Annotated in this window: 14 protein-coding genes; 9 read left to right on the plus strand and 5 right to left on the minus strand. The window is 69.0% G+C overall.

From position 1 onward, the window contains the following. The 5 genes from Manayef4_RS04380 to Manayef4_RS04395 form a co-directional block, all read left to right on the plus strand. Positions 1 to 1,358, plus strand: a 1,358-nt coding sequence (locus tag Manayef4_RS04380; protein ID WP_070130724.1) for a phosphoenolpyruvate carboxykinase (GTP), incomplete at its 5' end; no start/stop codon positions are given. A 1,234-nt stretch (positions 1,359 to 2,592) separates the two neighbouring features. Then, positions 2,593 to 3,885, plus strand: a complete 1,293-nt coding sequence (locus Manayef4_RS04385) for a PhoH family protein (RefSeq protein ID WP_070130725.1) — start codon at positions 2,593 to 2,595, stop codon at positions 3,883 to 3,885. 180 nt (positions 3,886 to 4,065) lie between these two features. Next, the gene (gene msrA / locus Manayef4_RS04390; protein ID WP_070130726.1) at positions 4,066 to 4,767 is read left to right on the plus strand and encodes a peptide-methionine (S)-S-oxide reductase MsrA; all 702 of its coding nucleotides are present in this window, start codon (positions 4,066 to 4,068) and stop codon (positions 4,765 to 4,767) included. Beyond that, positions 4,703 to 5,134 (plus strand): recombinase family protein, encoded by a 432-nt coding sequence (locus tag Manayef4_RS26540; RefSeq protein WP_076804937.1) that lies wholly within the window; start codon positions 4,703 to 4,705, stop codon positions 5,132 to 5,134. Before msrA ends, Manayef4_RS26540 begins: the two co-directional genes overlap by 65 nt. A gap of 1,071 nt (positions 5,135 to 6,205) precedes the next feature. Beyond that, positions 6,206 to 6,646, plus strand: a complete 441-nt coding sequence (locus tag Manayef4_RS04395) for a hypothetical protein (RefSeq protein WP_175443316.1) — start codon at positions 6,206 to 6,208, stop codon at positions 6,644 to 6,646. A gap of 336 nt (positions 6,647 to 6,982) precedes the next feature. Here Manayef4_RS04395 and Manayef4_RS04400 read toward each other — a convergent pair whose 3' ends face one another. Beyond that, the gene (locus Manayef4_RS04400; protein ID WP_070130728.1) at positions 6,983 to 7,546 is read right to left on the minus strand and encodes a hypothetical protein; all 564 of its coding nucleotides are present in this window, start codon (positions 7,544 to 7,546) and stop codon (positions 6,983 to 6,985) included. 682 nt (positions 7,547 to 8,228) lie between these two features. On the opposite strand from Manayef4_RS04400, the gene Manayef4_RS04405 reads away from it, so the two are divergent. Further along, on the plus strand, positions 8,229 to 8,477 hold the full coding sequence (locus tag Manayef4_RS04405) for a hypothetical protein (RefSeq protein ID WP_011438264.1): 249 nt from the start codon (positions 8,229 to 8,231) through the stop codon (positions 8,475 to 8,477). A gap of 141 nt (positions 8,478 to 8,618) precedes the next feature. Beyond that, positions 8,619 to 9,524 carry an HAD-IIA family hydrolase gene (locus Manayef4_RS04410; RefSeq protein WP_070130752.1) on the plus strand — a complete coding sequence of 302 codons (906 nt, stop codon included), beginning with the start codon at positions 8,619 to 8,621 and terminating at the stop codon, positions 9,522 to 9,524. Between the two features lie 35 nt (positions 9,525 to 9,559). Here Manayef4_RS04410 and Manayef4_RS04415 read toward each other — a convergent pair whose 3' ends face one another. Further along, positions 9,560 to 11,008 (minus strand): hypothetical protein, encoded by a 1,449-nt coding sequence (locus tag Manayef4_RS04415; RefSeq protein ID WP_070130729.1) that lies wholly within the window; start codon positions 11,006 to 11,008, stop codon positions 9,560 to 9,562. Positions 11,009 to 11,319: 311 nt separating this feature from the next. On the opposite strand from Manayef4_RS04415, the gene Manayef4_RS04420 reads away from it, so the two are divergent. Beyond that, positions 11,320 to 12,006 carry a nucleoside monophosphate kinase gene (locus Manayef4_RS04420; RefSeq protein WP_070130730.1) on the plus strand — a complete coding sequence of 229 codons (687 nt, stop codon included), beginning with the start codon at positions 11,320 to 11,322 and terminating at the stop codon, positions 12,004 to 12,006. 25 nt (positions 12,007 to 12,031) lie between these two features. Here the strand turns inward: Manayef4_RS04420 and Manayef4_RS04425 are convergent, their stop codons facing one another. Then, positions 12,032 to 12,592 carry a hypothetical protein gene (locus Manayef4_RS04425; protein ID WP_070130753.1) on the minus strand — a complete coding sequence of 187 codons (561 nt, stop codon included), beginning with the start codon at positions 12,590 to 12,592 and terminating at the stop codon, positions 12,032 to 12,034. 571 nt (positions 12,593 to 13,163) lie between these two features. Here Manayef4_RS04425 and Manayef4_RS04430 point away from each other — a divergent pair. After that, on the plus strand, positions 13,164 to 13,742 hold the full coding sequence (locus Manayef4_RS04430; RefSeq protein ID WP_070130731.1) for an NUDIX hydrolase: 579 nt from the start codon (positions 13,164 to 13,166) through the stop codon (positions 13,740 to 13,742). A gap of 86 nt (positions 13,743 to 13,828) precedes the next feature. Here Manayef4_RS04430 and Manayef4_RS04435 read toward each other — a convergent pair whose 3' ends face one another. After that, positions 13,829 to 14,179 (minus strand): helix-turn-helix domain-containing protein, encoded by a 351-nt coding sequence (locus Manayef4_RS04435; protein WP_023840092.1) that lies wholly within the window; start codon positions 14,177 to 14,179, stop codon positions 13,829 to 13,831. A 112-nt stretch (positions 14,180 to 14,291) separates the two neighbouring features. Continuing rightward, positions 14,292 to 15,704, minus strand: a complete 1,413-nt coding sequence (gene sthA, locus Manayef4_RS04440) for a Si-specific NAD(P)(+) transhydrogenase (protein ID WP_070130732.1) — start codon at positions 15,702 to 15,704, stop codon at positions 14,292 to 14,294. Positions 15,705 to 15,975: the final 271 nt, after the last annotated feature.

Consider the following 15,975-nt stretch of genomic DNA (forward strand, 5'->3'; position numbering starts at 1 on the left):
GGACGATGACCCGGATGGGAACGCCCGCCCTCGAGCAGCTTGGAACGGACGGTTTCTTTGTCCCGGCCGTCCATTCCCTGGGCGCTCCGCTGGAACCCGRCCAGGCCGATGTTCCGTGGCCGTGCAATACGACGAAGTACATTACCCATTTCCCGGAAACCCGGGAGATCTGGTCCTACGGATCGGGTTACGGCGGAAACGCACTGCTCGGCAAGAAGTGCTATGCGCTGCGTATTGCGTCCGTCATGGCCCGCGACGAGGGCTGGCTCGCCGAGCACATGCTCATCCTCAAACTGACGTCTCCCGCCGGCAAGGTCCACTACATTGCCGCCGCATTTCCGTCGGCCTGTGGAAAGACCAATCTGGCGATGCTCATCCCAACCCTGCCGGGCTGGCAGGCGGAGACTGTCGGTGACGACATCGCCTGGATGCGCTTCGGTGAGGACGGCCGGCTGTACGCGGTCAACCCGGAGGCCGGGTTCTTCGGGGTCGCCCCGGGGACCGGCGAGCAGACCAACCCCAACGCGGTCAGGACCCTCTGGGGCAACGCCATCTACRCCAACGTGGCCAGGACCGATAACGGTGACGTCTGGTGGGAGGGGCTGACCAAGCAGCCGCCGGCGCACCTCATCGACTGGAAGGGCCGCGACTGGACCCCCGAGTCCAGCGAGCCCGCCGCACACCCCAACGCCCGCTTCACCGTCCCGGCGGGCCAGTGCCCGACGATCGCCCCGGAGTGGGAGGATCCGCGCGGCGTGCCGATCTCGGCGATCCTGTTCGGCGGGCGCCGGGCGACCGCGGTGCCGCTGGTCACCGAGGCTCCCGACTGGCGGCGCGGGGTGTTCTTCGGCTCGATCGTCGCCTCCGAGACGACGGCGGCCCAGGCCGGAGCGATCGGCAAGCTGCGCCGGGACCCCTTCGCGATGCTGCCGTTCTGCGGCTACAACATGGCCGACTACTTCGCCCACTGGCTCGAGGTCGGGCAGAAGGCCGACCAGACGAAGCTCCCGCGGGTCTACTACGTGAACTGGTTCCGCAAGAGCCCGGAGGGCAGGTTCCTGTGGCCGGGATTCGGCGACAACAGCCGTGTCCTCGCCTGGATCGTCGGTCGCCTGGAGGGCACGGCAGCCGGGGTGGAGACGCCGCTCGGCGTCCTGCCGACGAAGGACGCCCTACCCGTTGACGGCATCGACATCGCCGAGGAGGACCTCGAGACCCTGCTCACGGTGGACGTCGAGGTGTGGAAACAGGAGGCCCAGCTGATCCCCGAGCACTACCAGACGTTCGGGGAACGGCTTCCGGCCGCCCTGTGGACCGAGCACGAGGCGCTTGTCGAGCGGCTGAACAGCGCAGACTGAGCGGCTGACGCACCCAACCGCGAGCTCCGTCCGGGGAGCGCACCGCCGGCACGGCACTTCGTGGCAGCGCCTCACAAGGCAACCGTGGCAGCGCAGGGCATCCGTGGCACCACTTCGTGTGATACCCCCGAGCGGGTCGGCCACGGGCCGAGCCGCTCGGCGGGCTCCCGGCCCGGCCCGTGGCGACCGGTCGGCAGGGTTCGGCCCTCCTTCGCCGGCCCGGCGGCCAGCCCGGCGCCGGACTCGTTCGTAACTCCGCGTCGCGTCCGTTGTTCCACCGTCGGCGGGCCGCGTTCCTACCGAGTGTCGCGGTACGGCTCACCTGAGCGGAGCACCATCCGATAATGACCACCCCGCGGATCCCGCATGTTCGCCGGGGATCAATCCCTCCCCCGGGTGAATTTCCGGGAATTCCCCAGCCGGTTGGCTGAATTTCCTCCGACCCGCCCGACGGTGCCAGTCGGCGCCCTCTTTCGGGCCCGGTTTGGTTCGATCCGATCTCGATGACATGTCGAGACAACGAGTGTCCGATCATCGGCCCGCGGTGTTCCATAGCCCGCGGTGTTCCATGGTGTTCCGTCGTGTTTCCCCCGTGGGCGCGCCTCRTGCCGTCACCTCTCGGTCGTCGCGTTTCGGGTGACCCCTCACCGGCCATCACGCTTCGGCCTGTCACGTTCTGGCCTGTCGCGTTTCGGCCCACCGTGTCTCTGGCCGGCACGCCCGCGGTCATCCGGCTCTCGTCGGTCGCCGGGCTCATGGATCCGGTGGCGACCTGCGGCCGGTCGGTGCCTGTTGCCCCGGTCGGTCGGTGACTGTTGCCCCGGTCGGTGCCCGTCGCCGGAGTCGGCGCAGGTCCCGGGGCTTCCGAACCGAGCAGGGAGCGGTGACCTGGCTTCCTCGGGCGGACGCTCGTGGTCCGGCCTCCGACGGCGCCGCGCGCGGCGGCTGATGCTCCGCGTCATGATCCGGACGCAATGTGACCGATCGGGGTGCGACGGGAACTCCGGGGTGCGAGACGTTTCCAGTTCTTAACGTAACGTGTTGTCGGAAGTGGGTCGCCATCATCGAGGGCTGCGGTTACCGTGGGAGCGCTAGCGTCTCAAGCCGTGGTCCGGCATGGTGCCGGACCTCTCGGGAGGCCCCTCGGTGCCGCAAGCGCGACTACACCAGGAGGCCGGTGCCCGGCCCCTGCAGGGGTCGGTCCCGGACTACCTCCGAGTAAGYGGGTGGGCGTGTGCCACGAACGCATGTCGTCGACACAAGCGTGCTGCTTTCTGATCCTGGCGCGCTGCTGCGGTTCGCGGAGCACAATGTCGTGCYCCCCCTCGTTGTCATAGGGGAGCTGGAAGGCAAAAGGAACCATCCGGAACTGGGCTGGTTCGCCCGGGAGGCACTACGCATCCTGGACGATCTGCRCATCCGGCATGGTCGCCTTGATCAACCGCTCCCGCTGGACAACGGCGGGACGCTACGGGTGGAACTCAATCACACCGATGCGGCGGTGCTTCCACCGGGGTTCCGGGTCGACACGAACGACTCGCGGATCCTGTGCGTCGCGATGAACCTCGYCCGCGAGGGCGCCGACGTCGTACTGGTCACGAAGGATCTCCCGCTGCGGGTCAAGGCGTCGGTGCTGGGGCTGCCCGCCGAGGAGTACCAGGCGCTGTCCCCGGTGGACACCGGCTTCTCGGGGATGGCCGAGCTCACCGTCACCCAGGAGGACCTCGACCGGCTCTACTCCCGCGAGTACACCGAGATCCTGGAGGCCGCCGACCTGCCCTGCCACACCGGCCTGGTCCTCACCACCACCGGGGGGAGTGCCTCCGCGCTCGGCCGGGTGACCGCCGACAAGCAGGTCCGGCTCGTCCGCGGCGACCGCGACGCGTTCGGCCTGCACGGTCGCTCCGCCGAGCAGCGGGTCGCCCTCGACCTCCTGCTCGATCCGGATGTCGGGATCGTCTCCCTCGGCGGTCGAGCCGGCACCGGTAAGTCGGCGCTTGCCCTGTGCGCCGGGCTCGAAGCYGTGATGGAGCGCCGGGCGCACCGCCGGGTGGTGGTTTTCCGCCCGCTGTACGCCKTCGGTGGCCAGGAGCTCGGGTACCTCCCGGGCAGCGAGAACGAGAAGATGGCGCCCTGGGCCCAGGCGGTGTTCGACACTCTCGGTGCGCTCGTCTCCCCCGAGGTCATCGAGGAGATCGTGGATCGCGGGATGCTGGAGGTGCTGCCGCTCACGCACATCCGTGGCCGGTCCCTGCACGACGCGTTCGTGATCGTCGACGAGGCCCAGTCCCTGGAGCGCGGGGTGCTGCTGACCKTGCTGTCCAGGCTCGGGCAGGGGTCACGGGTGGTGCTCACGCACGACGTGGCACAGCGCGACAACCTGCGGGTCGGCCGGCACGACGGGGTCGCCTYGGTGATCGAGACCCTGAAGGGCCACCCGTTGTTCGCGCACGTCACGCTCACCCGTTCCGAGCGATCGCCGATTGCGGCCCTGGTCACGACGATGCTGGAKGATCTCGTTCTCTGAGCGATCTTGTTCTCTGGCGGCGTGCTCCCCGATCGTCCGGCGAACGTTCGATGAACCTTCGGAGAACCTCCGGAGAACATTTGGAGAGTATCTGGGGGGCGTCCGAGGGTCCCGGGCTGCGGGAAYGTGTGGCCGCGGTGCGCGGTTGTGCGAGGAGACAACCACCGGAGGTGGCTTCCCATGTTCTTCGGTCGTCACAAGACGACACTGCCCACGCCCGAGCAGGCSCTTCCCGGCCGGGATCGGCCGGTGTTCGCGGGCGACGTCCCGCACACCGTGCTGGGGACCCCGCTCGCCGGCCCGTTCCCGGCGGGGCTGGAGACCGCCGTGTTCGGCCTCGGCTGCTTCTGGGGGGCCGAGCGCGCGTTCTGGAAGGTTCCCGGGGTGTACACCACCGCCGTCGGCTACGCCGGAGGGCACACCCCGCACCCCACTTACGAGGAGGTGTGTTCCGGGCTGACCGGGCACACCGAGGTCGTCCTCGTGGTGTACGACCCCGCGAAGGTCGGCTACGAGGAGCTGCTGCGCGTGTTCTGGGAAGGGCACGACCCGACCCAGGGCATGCGGCAGGGCAATGACACGGRCACCCAGTACCGTTCGGCGATCTACACCACCACTGCCGGGCAGGCCGCCGCGGCGGCTGCCAGCCGCGAGGCGTTCCAGCAGGTGCTGACCGCCGCGGGCCTCGGGGCGATCACCACCGAGATCGCCCCGGCTGGTCCGTTCTACTATGCGGAGGAATACCACCAGCAGTACCTCTCCGACGCCAAGAACCCCGGCGGCTACTGCGGCCTGGGTGGCACGGGCCTGTCAATATGTGGCCCATGGTCAGAGCGGGAATCTACGTCAGAGCCGGCCAGGACCGAACAGGCGCAGGGCTAGCAGTCTCACGTCAGGAGGCCGGGCTGCCGCCCCCTCTGCGACCGTAAGGGCTGGGCGGTCGAGGACGTCTACTACGGACAAGGATGTCGGTGCCCATTCCGGACGGCCACGCCCGGAGTGGGACCGGCTCGTTGACGACATCAAAGCAGGCCGCCTCCAGGCGATCGTCTGCTGGCACATCGACCGGCTGACCCGCCAGCCCCGCGAAGTTGCGGGACGACGCCGGGCCGCACTTCGGGTTCGGCTGGCACGCCGTTGGTCCGGAGCCGGGGTGGCGAAGCTGGTCGAGATGCTCGACTTGGGCGCCGAACGCATCCCCGGACAGGATCGCGTCGAGCGGCGCGGAGTGGACGTTCCCCGCCGATGAGCTGGACCACGCCGACACCGAGGCCGGCGGCGTCGTTGATCACCGCACTCCAGTCGGCGGTGCTCAACGTCCCGTGGTCCCCGAGCGGGGACGAGTCCGCGTAGCAGTGGACGCAGGCTGACACCGGCCAGTGATCTCCAACGCGACAAAGTCGAGCGCGGGCATGGTTGTGGGCGGCATGACATCTCCTCGGGTATATCCAGATGTCTCACGGTCAGACCGGCGGCGCCCACGGGGTGCGGCCGTGCCGGCGCACCACGGGCAATGCCAGATGGACCTCTGCGGGTGGCCGAGGACCGTGGCGTGGACGGTGACCCGGACCCCATAACACGTTGGCACGGACCCTCCTCTATCGCGCCGACCCCGATCCGATAGCCGCAGCGGCATCGGCTCGCGACGCGCTCGACGTGCTCGACGTGCTCGACGGGCGGCCTACGCGTGGCGTGATCCAGCGATCAGGCGAGATGTGGCGGGAAATGCACCACCGGTGGCCGAAGATCGCAGCCGTTCAGGATCTTGGAGAGGTTATCGATCATTCTCGGCGGGCGTTGGAAGCAAAGCCACCGGCATCAGCGTGAACCGCCTGTCGGTTACGGATCCGGCACGTTTGCTACCTGCCCGCATCTGCCGGGCTACCCTCCCGGATGAGCTGACGGCGGAGATGGAGGGAGGATGGGCTTCGGGYGGAACGCGGACAAGCGGGGCAGTAGTAGCGGGCAGGTGGGCAACCCGGCCGCTGAGCGGCACGAGGGCGAGGATTTCGATGGCGCCAGCATGATCCGGTGCCCGCGATGCGGCGGCTCTGGGAAGGTTCAGAAAAAGTGAGTGCAGGGGAAAGCTGCGGCGAGGAGGGGCCTACGGGCCCCCAACCCGAGGTGCACGCGCTGTTCCCGTCCTGCGRCGAGTGCCGGAGGGCGCGCGCGGAGCATCTGCGCCGGTCCGCGCGCGGGGCGCGGATGCGCGACGGGCTGCCCAGCCTGACTCTCCAGCCGCCGGTGACGCGCTGCCCGCATATCCCGGACGTGTGGGCGCCGGGATTCGGCCCGGGTCGGAGCCGCCGGAGGGCTCCGGGTGGGAGACGCGGCCGGAGGGCCCGGTCTGACCCCCGCCTGGTTCAGCCAGCTTGTCCCCGGTGGGCGGATGGTCCTGCCGTTGCGCTGGCGCGGCCAGACCCGGGGTGTCGCGTTCGTCAAAGGCGGCGACAACGTGCTGCGCTCGGACGCGGTGTTCCTCCGCGGCYTCGTCCCGATGATTGGTCAGGACGTCGAACGCGTCGCCGCGCTCCACGAAAACCCGCTCGTCCAGATCCACTACGACGTCGACCAGGACATCGACCCGGACCACCTCACCGGCGTCTTCGCCACCCCCGGGTCGCCGCCTGGTCGGGCACGACCATCGGGCCGCAGGACCCGATCGACGGGATCTGGCTGCGCGCCACTGCCACCGACCYGGCCGTCTGCCGGATCAACGCCAGCCGTGGCGCGGTCGAGGCCGATCTGTGCGTCCCGCTGATCCCGAACCTGAGCCCCGCGCTGGTCGCCGGCTCCTCGCTTGCCTACCTCGCCAAGCGCCGCCTCGACGGCCCCGATCCGGTATACGAGATCGGCGCCCACGGCCACGGGGCTGACGGCCAGGCCCTCGCTGAACGCCTCTGCGATCACATCCGGACCTGGGACACCGACCGCAAGGCCGGCCCGACCCTCACCGCGATCTCGCTGACCGCCGACGCCGAGGTCCCGCCGACCGCGATCGTCAAGAAGGACTGCGCGATCATCATCACCTTCTGGCAGCCGAGGGTGCCGCGTGGCCGTACTTGCCCGAGCGCGGGCAATCGCGGCCGGCCGGTGCTCAGCCGGTGGGAACGATCTGCGCCGGGGCCCCGATCTGGGCGACGATCATGGTCCAGCGCCCGTCACCGGCGTTGAGAGCGTCGGTCGTGCGCTGCAGCAGCACCGGCGGGGGGACGGGCGTGCCGTCGAACAGGTTCCCGCACGCCGTGACCGCCTGGGCGTAGGCACCGGCGCCTTCGGTCCAGTTCCTGCTCACGCTCTCGACGGGCGGGAGGCCCAGCGGTCCGATGCGGTCGACGGCCCGCCCCAGGTCGGCGCAGGCCGGTTTCAGCGACATGCCGTCCGCCGCCTGAATGTCGGCCCGTACCGCGTTGACCGCCCGCACGACCTCCGAACGGACCTGGGCGGTGGTGGCGTACCAGGACGTGAGCCGGGCCTTGACGTCGKTAGTGGGCGGTGCCGCCGCACCGGCCCCGCCACCGGCCCCGCCACCGGACCCGACGACGAGGAACACCACGACCACCGCCGCGACCCCGGCCACGGAAAGAACCGCCAGCCCGCGTCGACGTTCCTCCCTGGTCAGTTCCTCCCAGGTGCGGTAATCGCTCCGGCGCCGGCTCACGGATCCCCCAGATAGCCAGATAGCAAGAAGTCAGCGACAAAGCAGACGCACAGCTCAATCCTGACGTTGCGTCGGGAGCGACTCCCGACCGCGCCGGTGACGCGACGCCCGGCGTCCCACCTACCCGATTCAACCTCCCCCCGCGGCGCCGAGGCGCCGCGGGGGGCACCACAAAGGGGAACACCGCGAGGGGCACCACCAAAGGGGCACCACCAAAGGGGCGCCACCAAACGGGCTCCGGGGCTCTGCGGCTCCGGGGCTCTGCGGCGGTTATCCCGACCACCGCCGTAGCGATACGCCGGACCGGCGGTATGCGCGGCGGTAGATGCGGCCGCGCGACCGAGAGCACGGGCAGCGGACAAAGTACCGGCCTACGACATCACCCGAACGTCGGCGCGGGAAAATGCACCGTCTTCTACTCCCTCCCAAGGGGATCCCCACGCGGGAACTTCGATTTTCGTCACACACCTCTGCGTTCCGCTCCCGGCCGGCTCGGCGATGTACTCACGGATGTACGAACGGGCCGCGCCCGGCCGTTGCCGGCGGAGGATCCTGGACCGACCCAGGTCGACCTCCGGCGTTTCGATGCGCAAAGCCGCGCGAAAGCGCCAAGATATCCCGGGTTCTTTACCACCCCGCGGCTCGGTGGATACCGGTGAGGGACGTTCGCGAAGGGGCACAGATGGACTACGTGATGGACTTGTCGGAGTCGGAGTGGGGGACACCCGCACCGGACCGGACGGGTAGCTGGGCGATCGTCGTTCTGGAGCAGGGGACCCGGCAGGTGCAGGGAGTCATCGGCCCGTTCCGGTCGCCCGGCCATGCGCAGGCCTACGCCTGCGACGGGGGATTCGCCGACTGGCTCATCGTCCCATCCCTGTATCTGATGTCGCCCACCGAACCGGAGATCGCCGCCATCGCGGTGCTGTGAGAAGGGATCACCCGAACCCGGTGAGCTGAGGTGAGGTGACCGAACCCGCCGGATCGTTCGGGCCGGGTGGTCCCCATCATGGTGCCGAGTGGGGACCACCCGGCAGACGGCATCGAGCGCAGGCGGGGAGAATCGGGGGTCATGGCGGAACATCTGATCGAGAACTATCTCATCGACATGGACGGTGTTCTGGTCCATGAGGAACATCCCATTCCGGGCGCGGATGYCTTTCTGGCCGGGATCGGCGAGGCAGGCCTGGGTTTTCTCGTGTTGACCAACAACTCGATCTACACGGCCCRCGACCTGTCCGCCCGGCTGGCTGGCGCGGGACTCACGATCCCGCCGGAGCGGATCTGGACCTCGGCCCTCGCCACCGCGCTCTTCCTACATACCCAACGCCCCCGGGGATCGGCGTACGTCGTCGGCGAAGCGGGCCTGACCACGGCGCTGCACGACATCGGCTACGTCCTCAGCGACCGGTCACCCGATTACGTCGTCCTCGGGGAAACCCGGACCTACAGCTTCGAGGCAATCACCAAAGCGGTACGGCTGGTGCGCGACGGCGCACGCTTCATCGCGACGAATCCCGATCCCACCGGTCCCTCGGTGGAGGGTCTCCTGCCCGCCACCGGGGCGGTCGCGGCGATGATCACCCGGGCGACCGGCGTCACACCCTACTTTGTCGGCAAGCCGAACCCGTTGATGATGCGCAGTGCGCTGAACACGCTGTCCGCGCACAGCGAGACCACCGTGGTGATCGGCGACCGGATGGACACCGACGTCGTCGCCGGCCTGGAGGCCGGAATGGACACCGTGCTGGTGCTGTCGGGCATCACGTCCATCACCGACGTCGACCGGTTCCCCTACCGACCGACCGCCATCGTCGACAGCATCGCCCAGTTGCCCGTCGGTCGGGATGTGCGGACGCTCGACAGCATGCCGACGGCCGCCGTCCGCCCGGCGCCAGCCGGGGCTCCCGATCGCACCGGGACGCACGGTCGGAGCCCGGGACCGGTGCACACCTCGGGGTCCACCACACGTGGGTGAAGGGCCACCGCGGAATCAGGGAACCCCGGACGGGATCAGGAGCCGCCCTGCGAACGGCGGAACAGGGTCGCGGTCGGCGCGGCGGCGGTCAGGGTCACCTTCGTCGGCGTGAACAGGAACGACTGCTGGGGCAGGCCGTCCGGACCCAGCAGGAACGCCCGCTCGATCGAGTCGACCTGGACGCGCGCACCGGTGTCGGCACCCGCACCGACGACCCGGGTCGCCTGGATGGACGCGATGTCCTCCGCGACCGTCCCGGGTGGGAGTTCGACGGCCGTGGCGGCCGGCGCGTCCCGTTCGATGGACCAGGCAGGGTAGGTCTTGTTCGATCGGTAGGTCTCGGGGTTGCCGGCGAGCCGCACCCCGACCGACAGCCCGACCCAGGCGTCGGCGGTGTTCGGCGTGCCGACCGTGTTCTTCCGGACGATCAGGTACAGGTAGTTACGCGGGTCGCTGATCCGGGTGCGTGGGTCCGGGACCGGGGCGTCGGCGACCTTGCCCTCCCGGGCGACCTCCTGGGACATCACCCAGTAGGTCCACGGGTTGCGGTCCATCTCCCGCTCAGGGGCCTCGGCGTTCGGGTCGAGGGTGTCCGCGGCTGAYAGGGCGAACCGCATCGGGCCGTCGGTGTTCTGGCACATGCTGTTGCTGCGCGTGCAGGTCCCGAGCAGCGGGTGCGTGCTCTCGTACCGGCCGGTGAACGGCTGCGACGTGTGCTCCGGCCCCTGGATCACGGCGCTGCCGGGGATGGCGTTGCCGGTGGCGTCGATCTCTACCTGGTAGGTCCACTCGATGTCGGTGGTCCGCCCCCAGAACGCCATCAGGGCCGGGGTCGGGGTGCCCTCGTCCTCGTTGCTCCACACCATCGAGTAGGTCAGCAGGCGATGACCGGCGATCGCGGTTGGCGCCTCGGAGTGGAAGGCGAGCAGTGGGGTGTCGGTGACGGCGTTCTGGAACGGCCCGCCGGCCATCGGGTCCGCGGCGGCGGCCGGCGCCGTCCGGCCGTAGATCACCGGGGCGTGCGCCAGTGCCTGGTRGCCGTTGTCCTGCGGCGTGACGGTGCGGAAGGTCAGATCGGTCAGGCGCGCCGTGGCGGCGTTGCGGGGCGACCGGTCCGCGGCGAACAGCGTCCGCAGGGTGTGCTTGCCGGCGGCCAGGTGACCCAGCGCGAGGCTGCGCTTGATCGGGAAGGACRTGGGGATCACGAGATCGGTGGCGTAGGCGGTGTCGACGTAGAGCGACAGCACCGCGGACTCGCCGCCCGGGGAGCCCCAGGAGACCCCCGGGGCGGTGGTGGTGACGTCCAGGAGCACCTCGCCGTCGGCCTCGGTGCGGAAGGGGATCGACGAGTCCTGCCCCCGATTGAGGACGATCTCCGCGGGTGGAGCCGGTGCCCTGTCCCCGGAACCGCACGCTGTGAGCCCCACCGCCAGCACGGTGGCGGCCAGGCCGGCGCCGAGCGTCTGACGCAGTCCCCTTGACACCCGCGTTCCCTCCTAGAAYCCGGGATCGCAGCCGCGGCCCGTTCCGCGCTCCCCCGATCCCCATACATCCTGACATCCTGCTCTTTACGGCATTGTCGGCGTGCATCGGTCCGGGTTGGGCCACGGATAGCCCGCCGGTCGGCCGTGCGGGTGTCATGACGTACCCGCCACCGCTGGGCCGCGGAAACCCCTAGTGATCTCCATGGCGGATAACGTCGCGACGGAGAGGCCGGTGGGACAGCTGGGGGCGGGCCACCGAGGCGGCCGCGCGTCGGCCGGCCTCCGGGGCGGAGGAACGATCGGGAGTCGGCGTGCGCAAGTTCGTCATCATGGGCGTGCAGGGCAGCGGCAAGGGAACCCAGGCGACGATGATGGCCCGGGACTTCGACCTGGTCCACATCAGCGTCGGCGACGTCTTCCGCTGGAACGTGCAGAACCACACCAAACTCGGTGCCCAGGTCAAACGCATCGTGGCGGCCGGTCACCTGGTCGGGGACGACCTCGTCGAGTCGGTGGTGCGCTCCCGGCTGGCCGAGCACGACTGGAACTACGGGTTCATCATCGACGGGTTCCCGCGCAACGCCCRGCAGGCCGAGTTCTTCCTGGAGAGCTACGACATCGACGGGGTCATCTACCTCGACCTCCCCGACGACGAGGTCTATCGGCGGGTGCTCGCCCGCCGGTTCTGCTCACGGTGCGGCCTGGACTACAACCTGATCGCCAGTAGGCCGCAGGTGCCGGACACCTGCGACGTGTGCGGAGCGCCGCTGCTGACCCGGGCCGACGACAACCCGCAGGCACTTGCCGTCCGCCTGCGGGAGTACCACGAGAAGACCCGACCGGTCATGGAGATCTTCCAGCGTAAGGAGTTCGTGGCCGTCGTGGACGCCCGGCACCCGCCGCGCGAGGTGCAGGCGGAGATCCGTCGGCATTTCGATCTTCCACAGCTCGATCGCTCGCAGCTTGATTTTCCGCAACGGCCGGTCGTGCCCGGGTGAGCCCGGCCGTGATTCCCCGGGGGGACTACCGCTTGGTGAACACCACGGCGRCGCCGTCGGTATTGCCGATCCCCGCGGCCCCGATACTCCCGTTGACGCCGTGCCCGTTGAACTGGATGGCTCTGGCGACCCCCGGAATCCCCACATCCGTTGTGATCTTGTAGCCGGCGCCAGGCAGGGTCTGCCGGTAGAAGGTGGCCACCCGGTCGCTGGACACCCCGCCCAGTGTCACCGTCGACGTCTTCCCGGTGGTCGTACCGACCTTCACGGTGGCCCCGGGCGGCACCGGGAAATCGGGGGGGACATTCGTGCCACGCAGGGCATCCGCGCCGCTGACGGCGTCGATCCTTCCCACCCCCGGCAGCGAGGTCGGCAGCGCGGTGGGCAGCCCGCTCGGCAGCGCGGTGGGCAGCGACGTCGGCAGGGTCGGTGTGCTGACGGAGGGCGGCACGCTGATGTCGTCGGACCCCCCGCAACCGGCGGTCAGCGCGACCATTCCCGCGAGGACCAGCCCCGGAAGCAGCGTCATGGTTCGGCCGGACCGGATCCCTCGGCGTGGTTCGTCGAGGGTGAGGTTCTCCCGCACGGCTGGTCCTCCCGCTCGGTCCGACCGGCGGAACGGGGGTCCCGCGGGCGGACGGTAGATCATCACTGTGGATCTGTCCAGGTGTCTGATTCCCGGATCTTTCGGATCCATGCCGTCGACCTTAGTCGCGGACGGTGCACGCCGCGTGGCGGTGTCGGCTCGGCGTCATTGCCCGCGTGGGATGGCCCGCGTGAGTGGGGGTGGCCCGCGTGGGGATGCGTCGGCGCGTCGCCACCCGGGGGAGCACACCTGAGCTTCACGTTGGGTCGGGGGCCGGGGTCGCGCGTCGGGGCGGTCGAGCGGCGCGCCGGTACCAACAATTACCTTCCGTAGTCACAAGAGGGGGATGGGCCGCATGGGGGTGACGATTACACGGGGTGTTGGTGCCACTGCTTCCAGCTTCCGCCGTTCCGCGGCCGACGGTGGATCCCCTCGTAGGCGGAGCTCCCTTCCTTGCTGCCGGAATTCCGATTCGGTCCGTTCTGTTACCTTTTTTATCACTGTAAGTGAGTATGCTGGTGCGATACGAGTTTCGGTGTGTCCYGTCTCAGTGGGTCGTGATCGGCGCCCGATGCCTGTACGTTCCTTAAGCRTGGCGGTCACCAACAACGCGGTGATCGGTGTGGCCCTGGGCTACATCGAGGCAAATCCGGACGAAGTGGACCTCATGCGGTCCTTGGTCGTGCTGGCTCTGCACGGGCCATCCATCACAGCCCGTAGCACGATGCCGGCCCATGTCACGTGCCGAGCCGCGATCGTGTCCCCGGACTGGCGGGTGCTGGAGATCCTGGAGCCGTCCACCGCGGTCTGGCGGATGCCCGGCGGTCATGTCGATGCCGACGACTCCTCGCTGCTCGGCGCCGCGCTCGGGCTCKCTGCGCGCCGGGCCGGTGTCGAGGCCGACGCGGTGATCCCGGGCGGGATCCTCCCGTTCGACGTGGAGGTCAGAATCGTCGACGCCGCGCCGATCCTCGGTGAACCCGAGCACGTGCACTACGACATGACCTATCTCTTCCACGTCGAGGACCGCAGCCTCGCGGTGCGGGAGAGCGCCACGACGCAGGTTCGGTGGGTGGCGCCCGAGCGGATTTCCGGCCAGCTRGGCGCGAAGCTGACCAGGGCGTCCCAGCAGGCCGGGYTGGTGCGCTGACCGGACCCGTGCGGGCCTGATCCGCTGGGGTGCCGGGCAACCCCGGGCCAGCAGGACGGGTCAGCAGGACGGGCCAGCAGGACGGGTCAGCAGGACGGGTCGGGGAGCCAGGTCTCGGCCCAGAGGGAGAGAGCCGCGACCGTGTCCGCGAGGTCCGCTCCCTTCGCGGTCAGGTGGTACTCGGTCCGCGCGGGCGTGTCCGGGACGACGGTGCGTCTGACCATCCCTTCGGCTTCGAGTTCCCTCAGCCGTACGGAACAGAGCCGGTCGGACAGGTTGGGCACCGCCGTCGTGATCTCGGAGAACCGGGTTGCGCCGGCCAGCATCGCGCGTACGATGGCCCCGGTCCAGCGCCGCCCGATGGTCTCGACGGCATGGTGGTAGCGCGGGCAGAACGAGGACAGCTCCAMCCTGATCAGCCTATGCTTGCCCGCCATTAGCCGGCCCGATCCGGTGATAGCGGCTTACCTTTCGTCAGCTCATGACGTCGTGGGGCGAGGAGCCCGGTTCGCGGCCGCCCCCGGCCCGATGCGCCGTCTGGTGCTCCGGTCAGCCGCTGAAGCGGGCAACCGCGCGCATCTTGTTCATTGCGTCCAGGGCCGCKACCTTGTAGGACTCGGCGAGCGTCGGATAGTTGAAGACGCTGTCGACAAGGTAGTCGATGGTGCCACCGCAGCCCATCACGGTCTGTCCGATGTGGACGAGTTCGGTGGCTCCCGTACCGAAGACGTGCACCCCGAGAAGGCGCCGGTCGTCCGGGCTGACCAGTAGCTTCAGCATCCCGTACGAGTCACCGAGGATGGCTCCGCGGGCCAGCTCCCGGTACCGGGCGATGCCCACCTCGAACGGGATGGCCTGCTCGGTCAGTTCGTCCTCGGTGCTKCCAACATAGGAGATCTCCGGGATCGTGTAGATCCCGATCGGCATCAGCTCGGCCCGCATGGCGTTGACGTCMTCGCCGCAGGCGGCGTACGCCGCAAGGCGTCCCTGTTCCATCGACGTCGCCGCGAGAGCGGGGAATCCGATCACGTCGCCGACCGCGTAGATGTGATCGACCTCTGTGCGGAAGTCCGAGCCGACCTTGATCCGGCCGCGGTTGTCCGCGGAGAGGCCGGCCGCCGGAAGATTGAGGATGTCGGTGAGCCCCTGCCGCCCGGCCGAATACATCACCGTGTCCGCCGGGAGCTTCTTCCCGCTCTCGAGCAGGGTGAGGGTACCGCCGTTGTGGCGTTCCACGGAGACGACCGACTCGCGGAAACGGAAGGTCACCGCAAGATCGCGGAGCTGATACTTCAACGCCTCGACGATTTCGAGGTCGCAGAAGTCGAGCATCCGGTCACGGCGCTCGACGACGGTCACCTTCGTGCCGAGCGCGGCGAACATCGAGGCGTATTCGATACCGATCACACCGGCGCCGACGACGACCATCGACCGGGGCAGTTTCTCCAGRGCCAGGATCTGGTCGCTGTCGACGACGGTCCGTCCGTCGAAGTCGACCGTGTCCGGCCGCGCCGGGCGGGTTCCCGTGGCGATGATGATTCTTTCCGCCTGGATCCGGCGGTCCTCGGTGTCCTCGCCGCCCGCCCGCACGTTCACGGTGTGCGGATCGACGAAGCTGGCCAGGCCCGTCAGCAGGGTGACGTGGTTACGGCTGAGCTGGTTGCGAATCACGTCGATCTCGCGGCTGATGACATGTCTGGTCCGCGCCGAGAGGTCACCGACGGTGATGTCATCCTTTACCCGGTAGCTCGACCCATACAGCTCACGCTGTGACATGCCGGTCAGATAAAGGACCGCTTCTCGCAGCGTCTTGGACGGGATCGTGCCAGTGTTGATGCTGACACCACCGATCATTTCCCGCTTGTCGACGATCGCGACCCGTCGGCCGAGCTTGGYCGCTGCGATCGCGGCCTTCTGCCCGCCCGGCCCGGATCCGATGACGAGGACGTCGTAGTCGAACATCGTCACATCCCCCGCAATCTATCGGTCTCCGGTGAACCCGAGGCTATCCGGCCGGACGGGTCGGATCGGCATGTTGGCCGTGCTTGTTACGTCCATTTCTTCTGGGAAATTTCTCGGGAGTCGCTTTACCTGCGGGTTATCACTTGAGGTAGGTGTCGCGAACCCGTCCGTGATGGCCGAGGCGTGCCGCCACGTCCGCCATATGTGCCGGTGTGGTTCCGGCTGAGAGCTTTTCGAGTCCAGCTGGTGGGAACCCGTCGAGGAGTCGCGA

The organism is Frankia sp. CgMI4 (assembly GCF_001756285.1).
In the GTDB taxonomy this organism is placed as follows: domain Bacteria; phylum Actinomycetota; class Actinomycetes; order Frankiales; family Frankiaceae; genus Frankia; species Frankia casuarinae.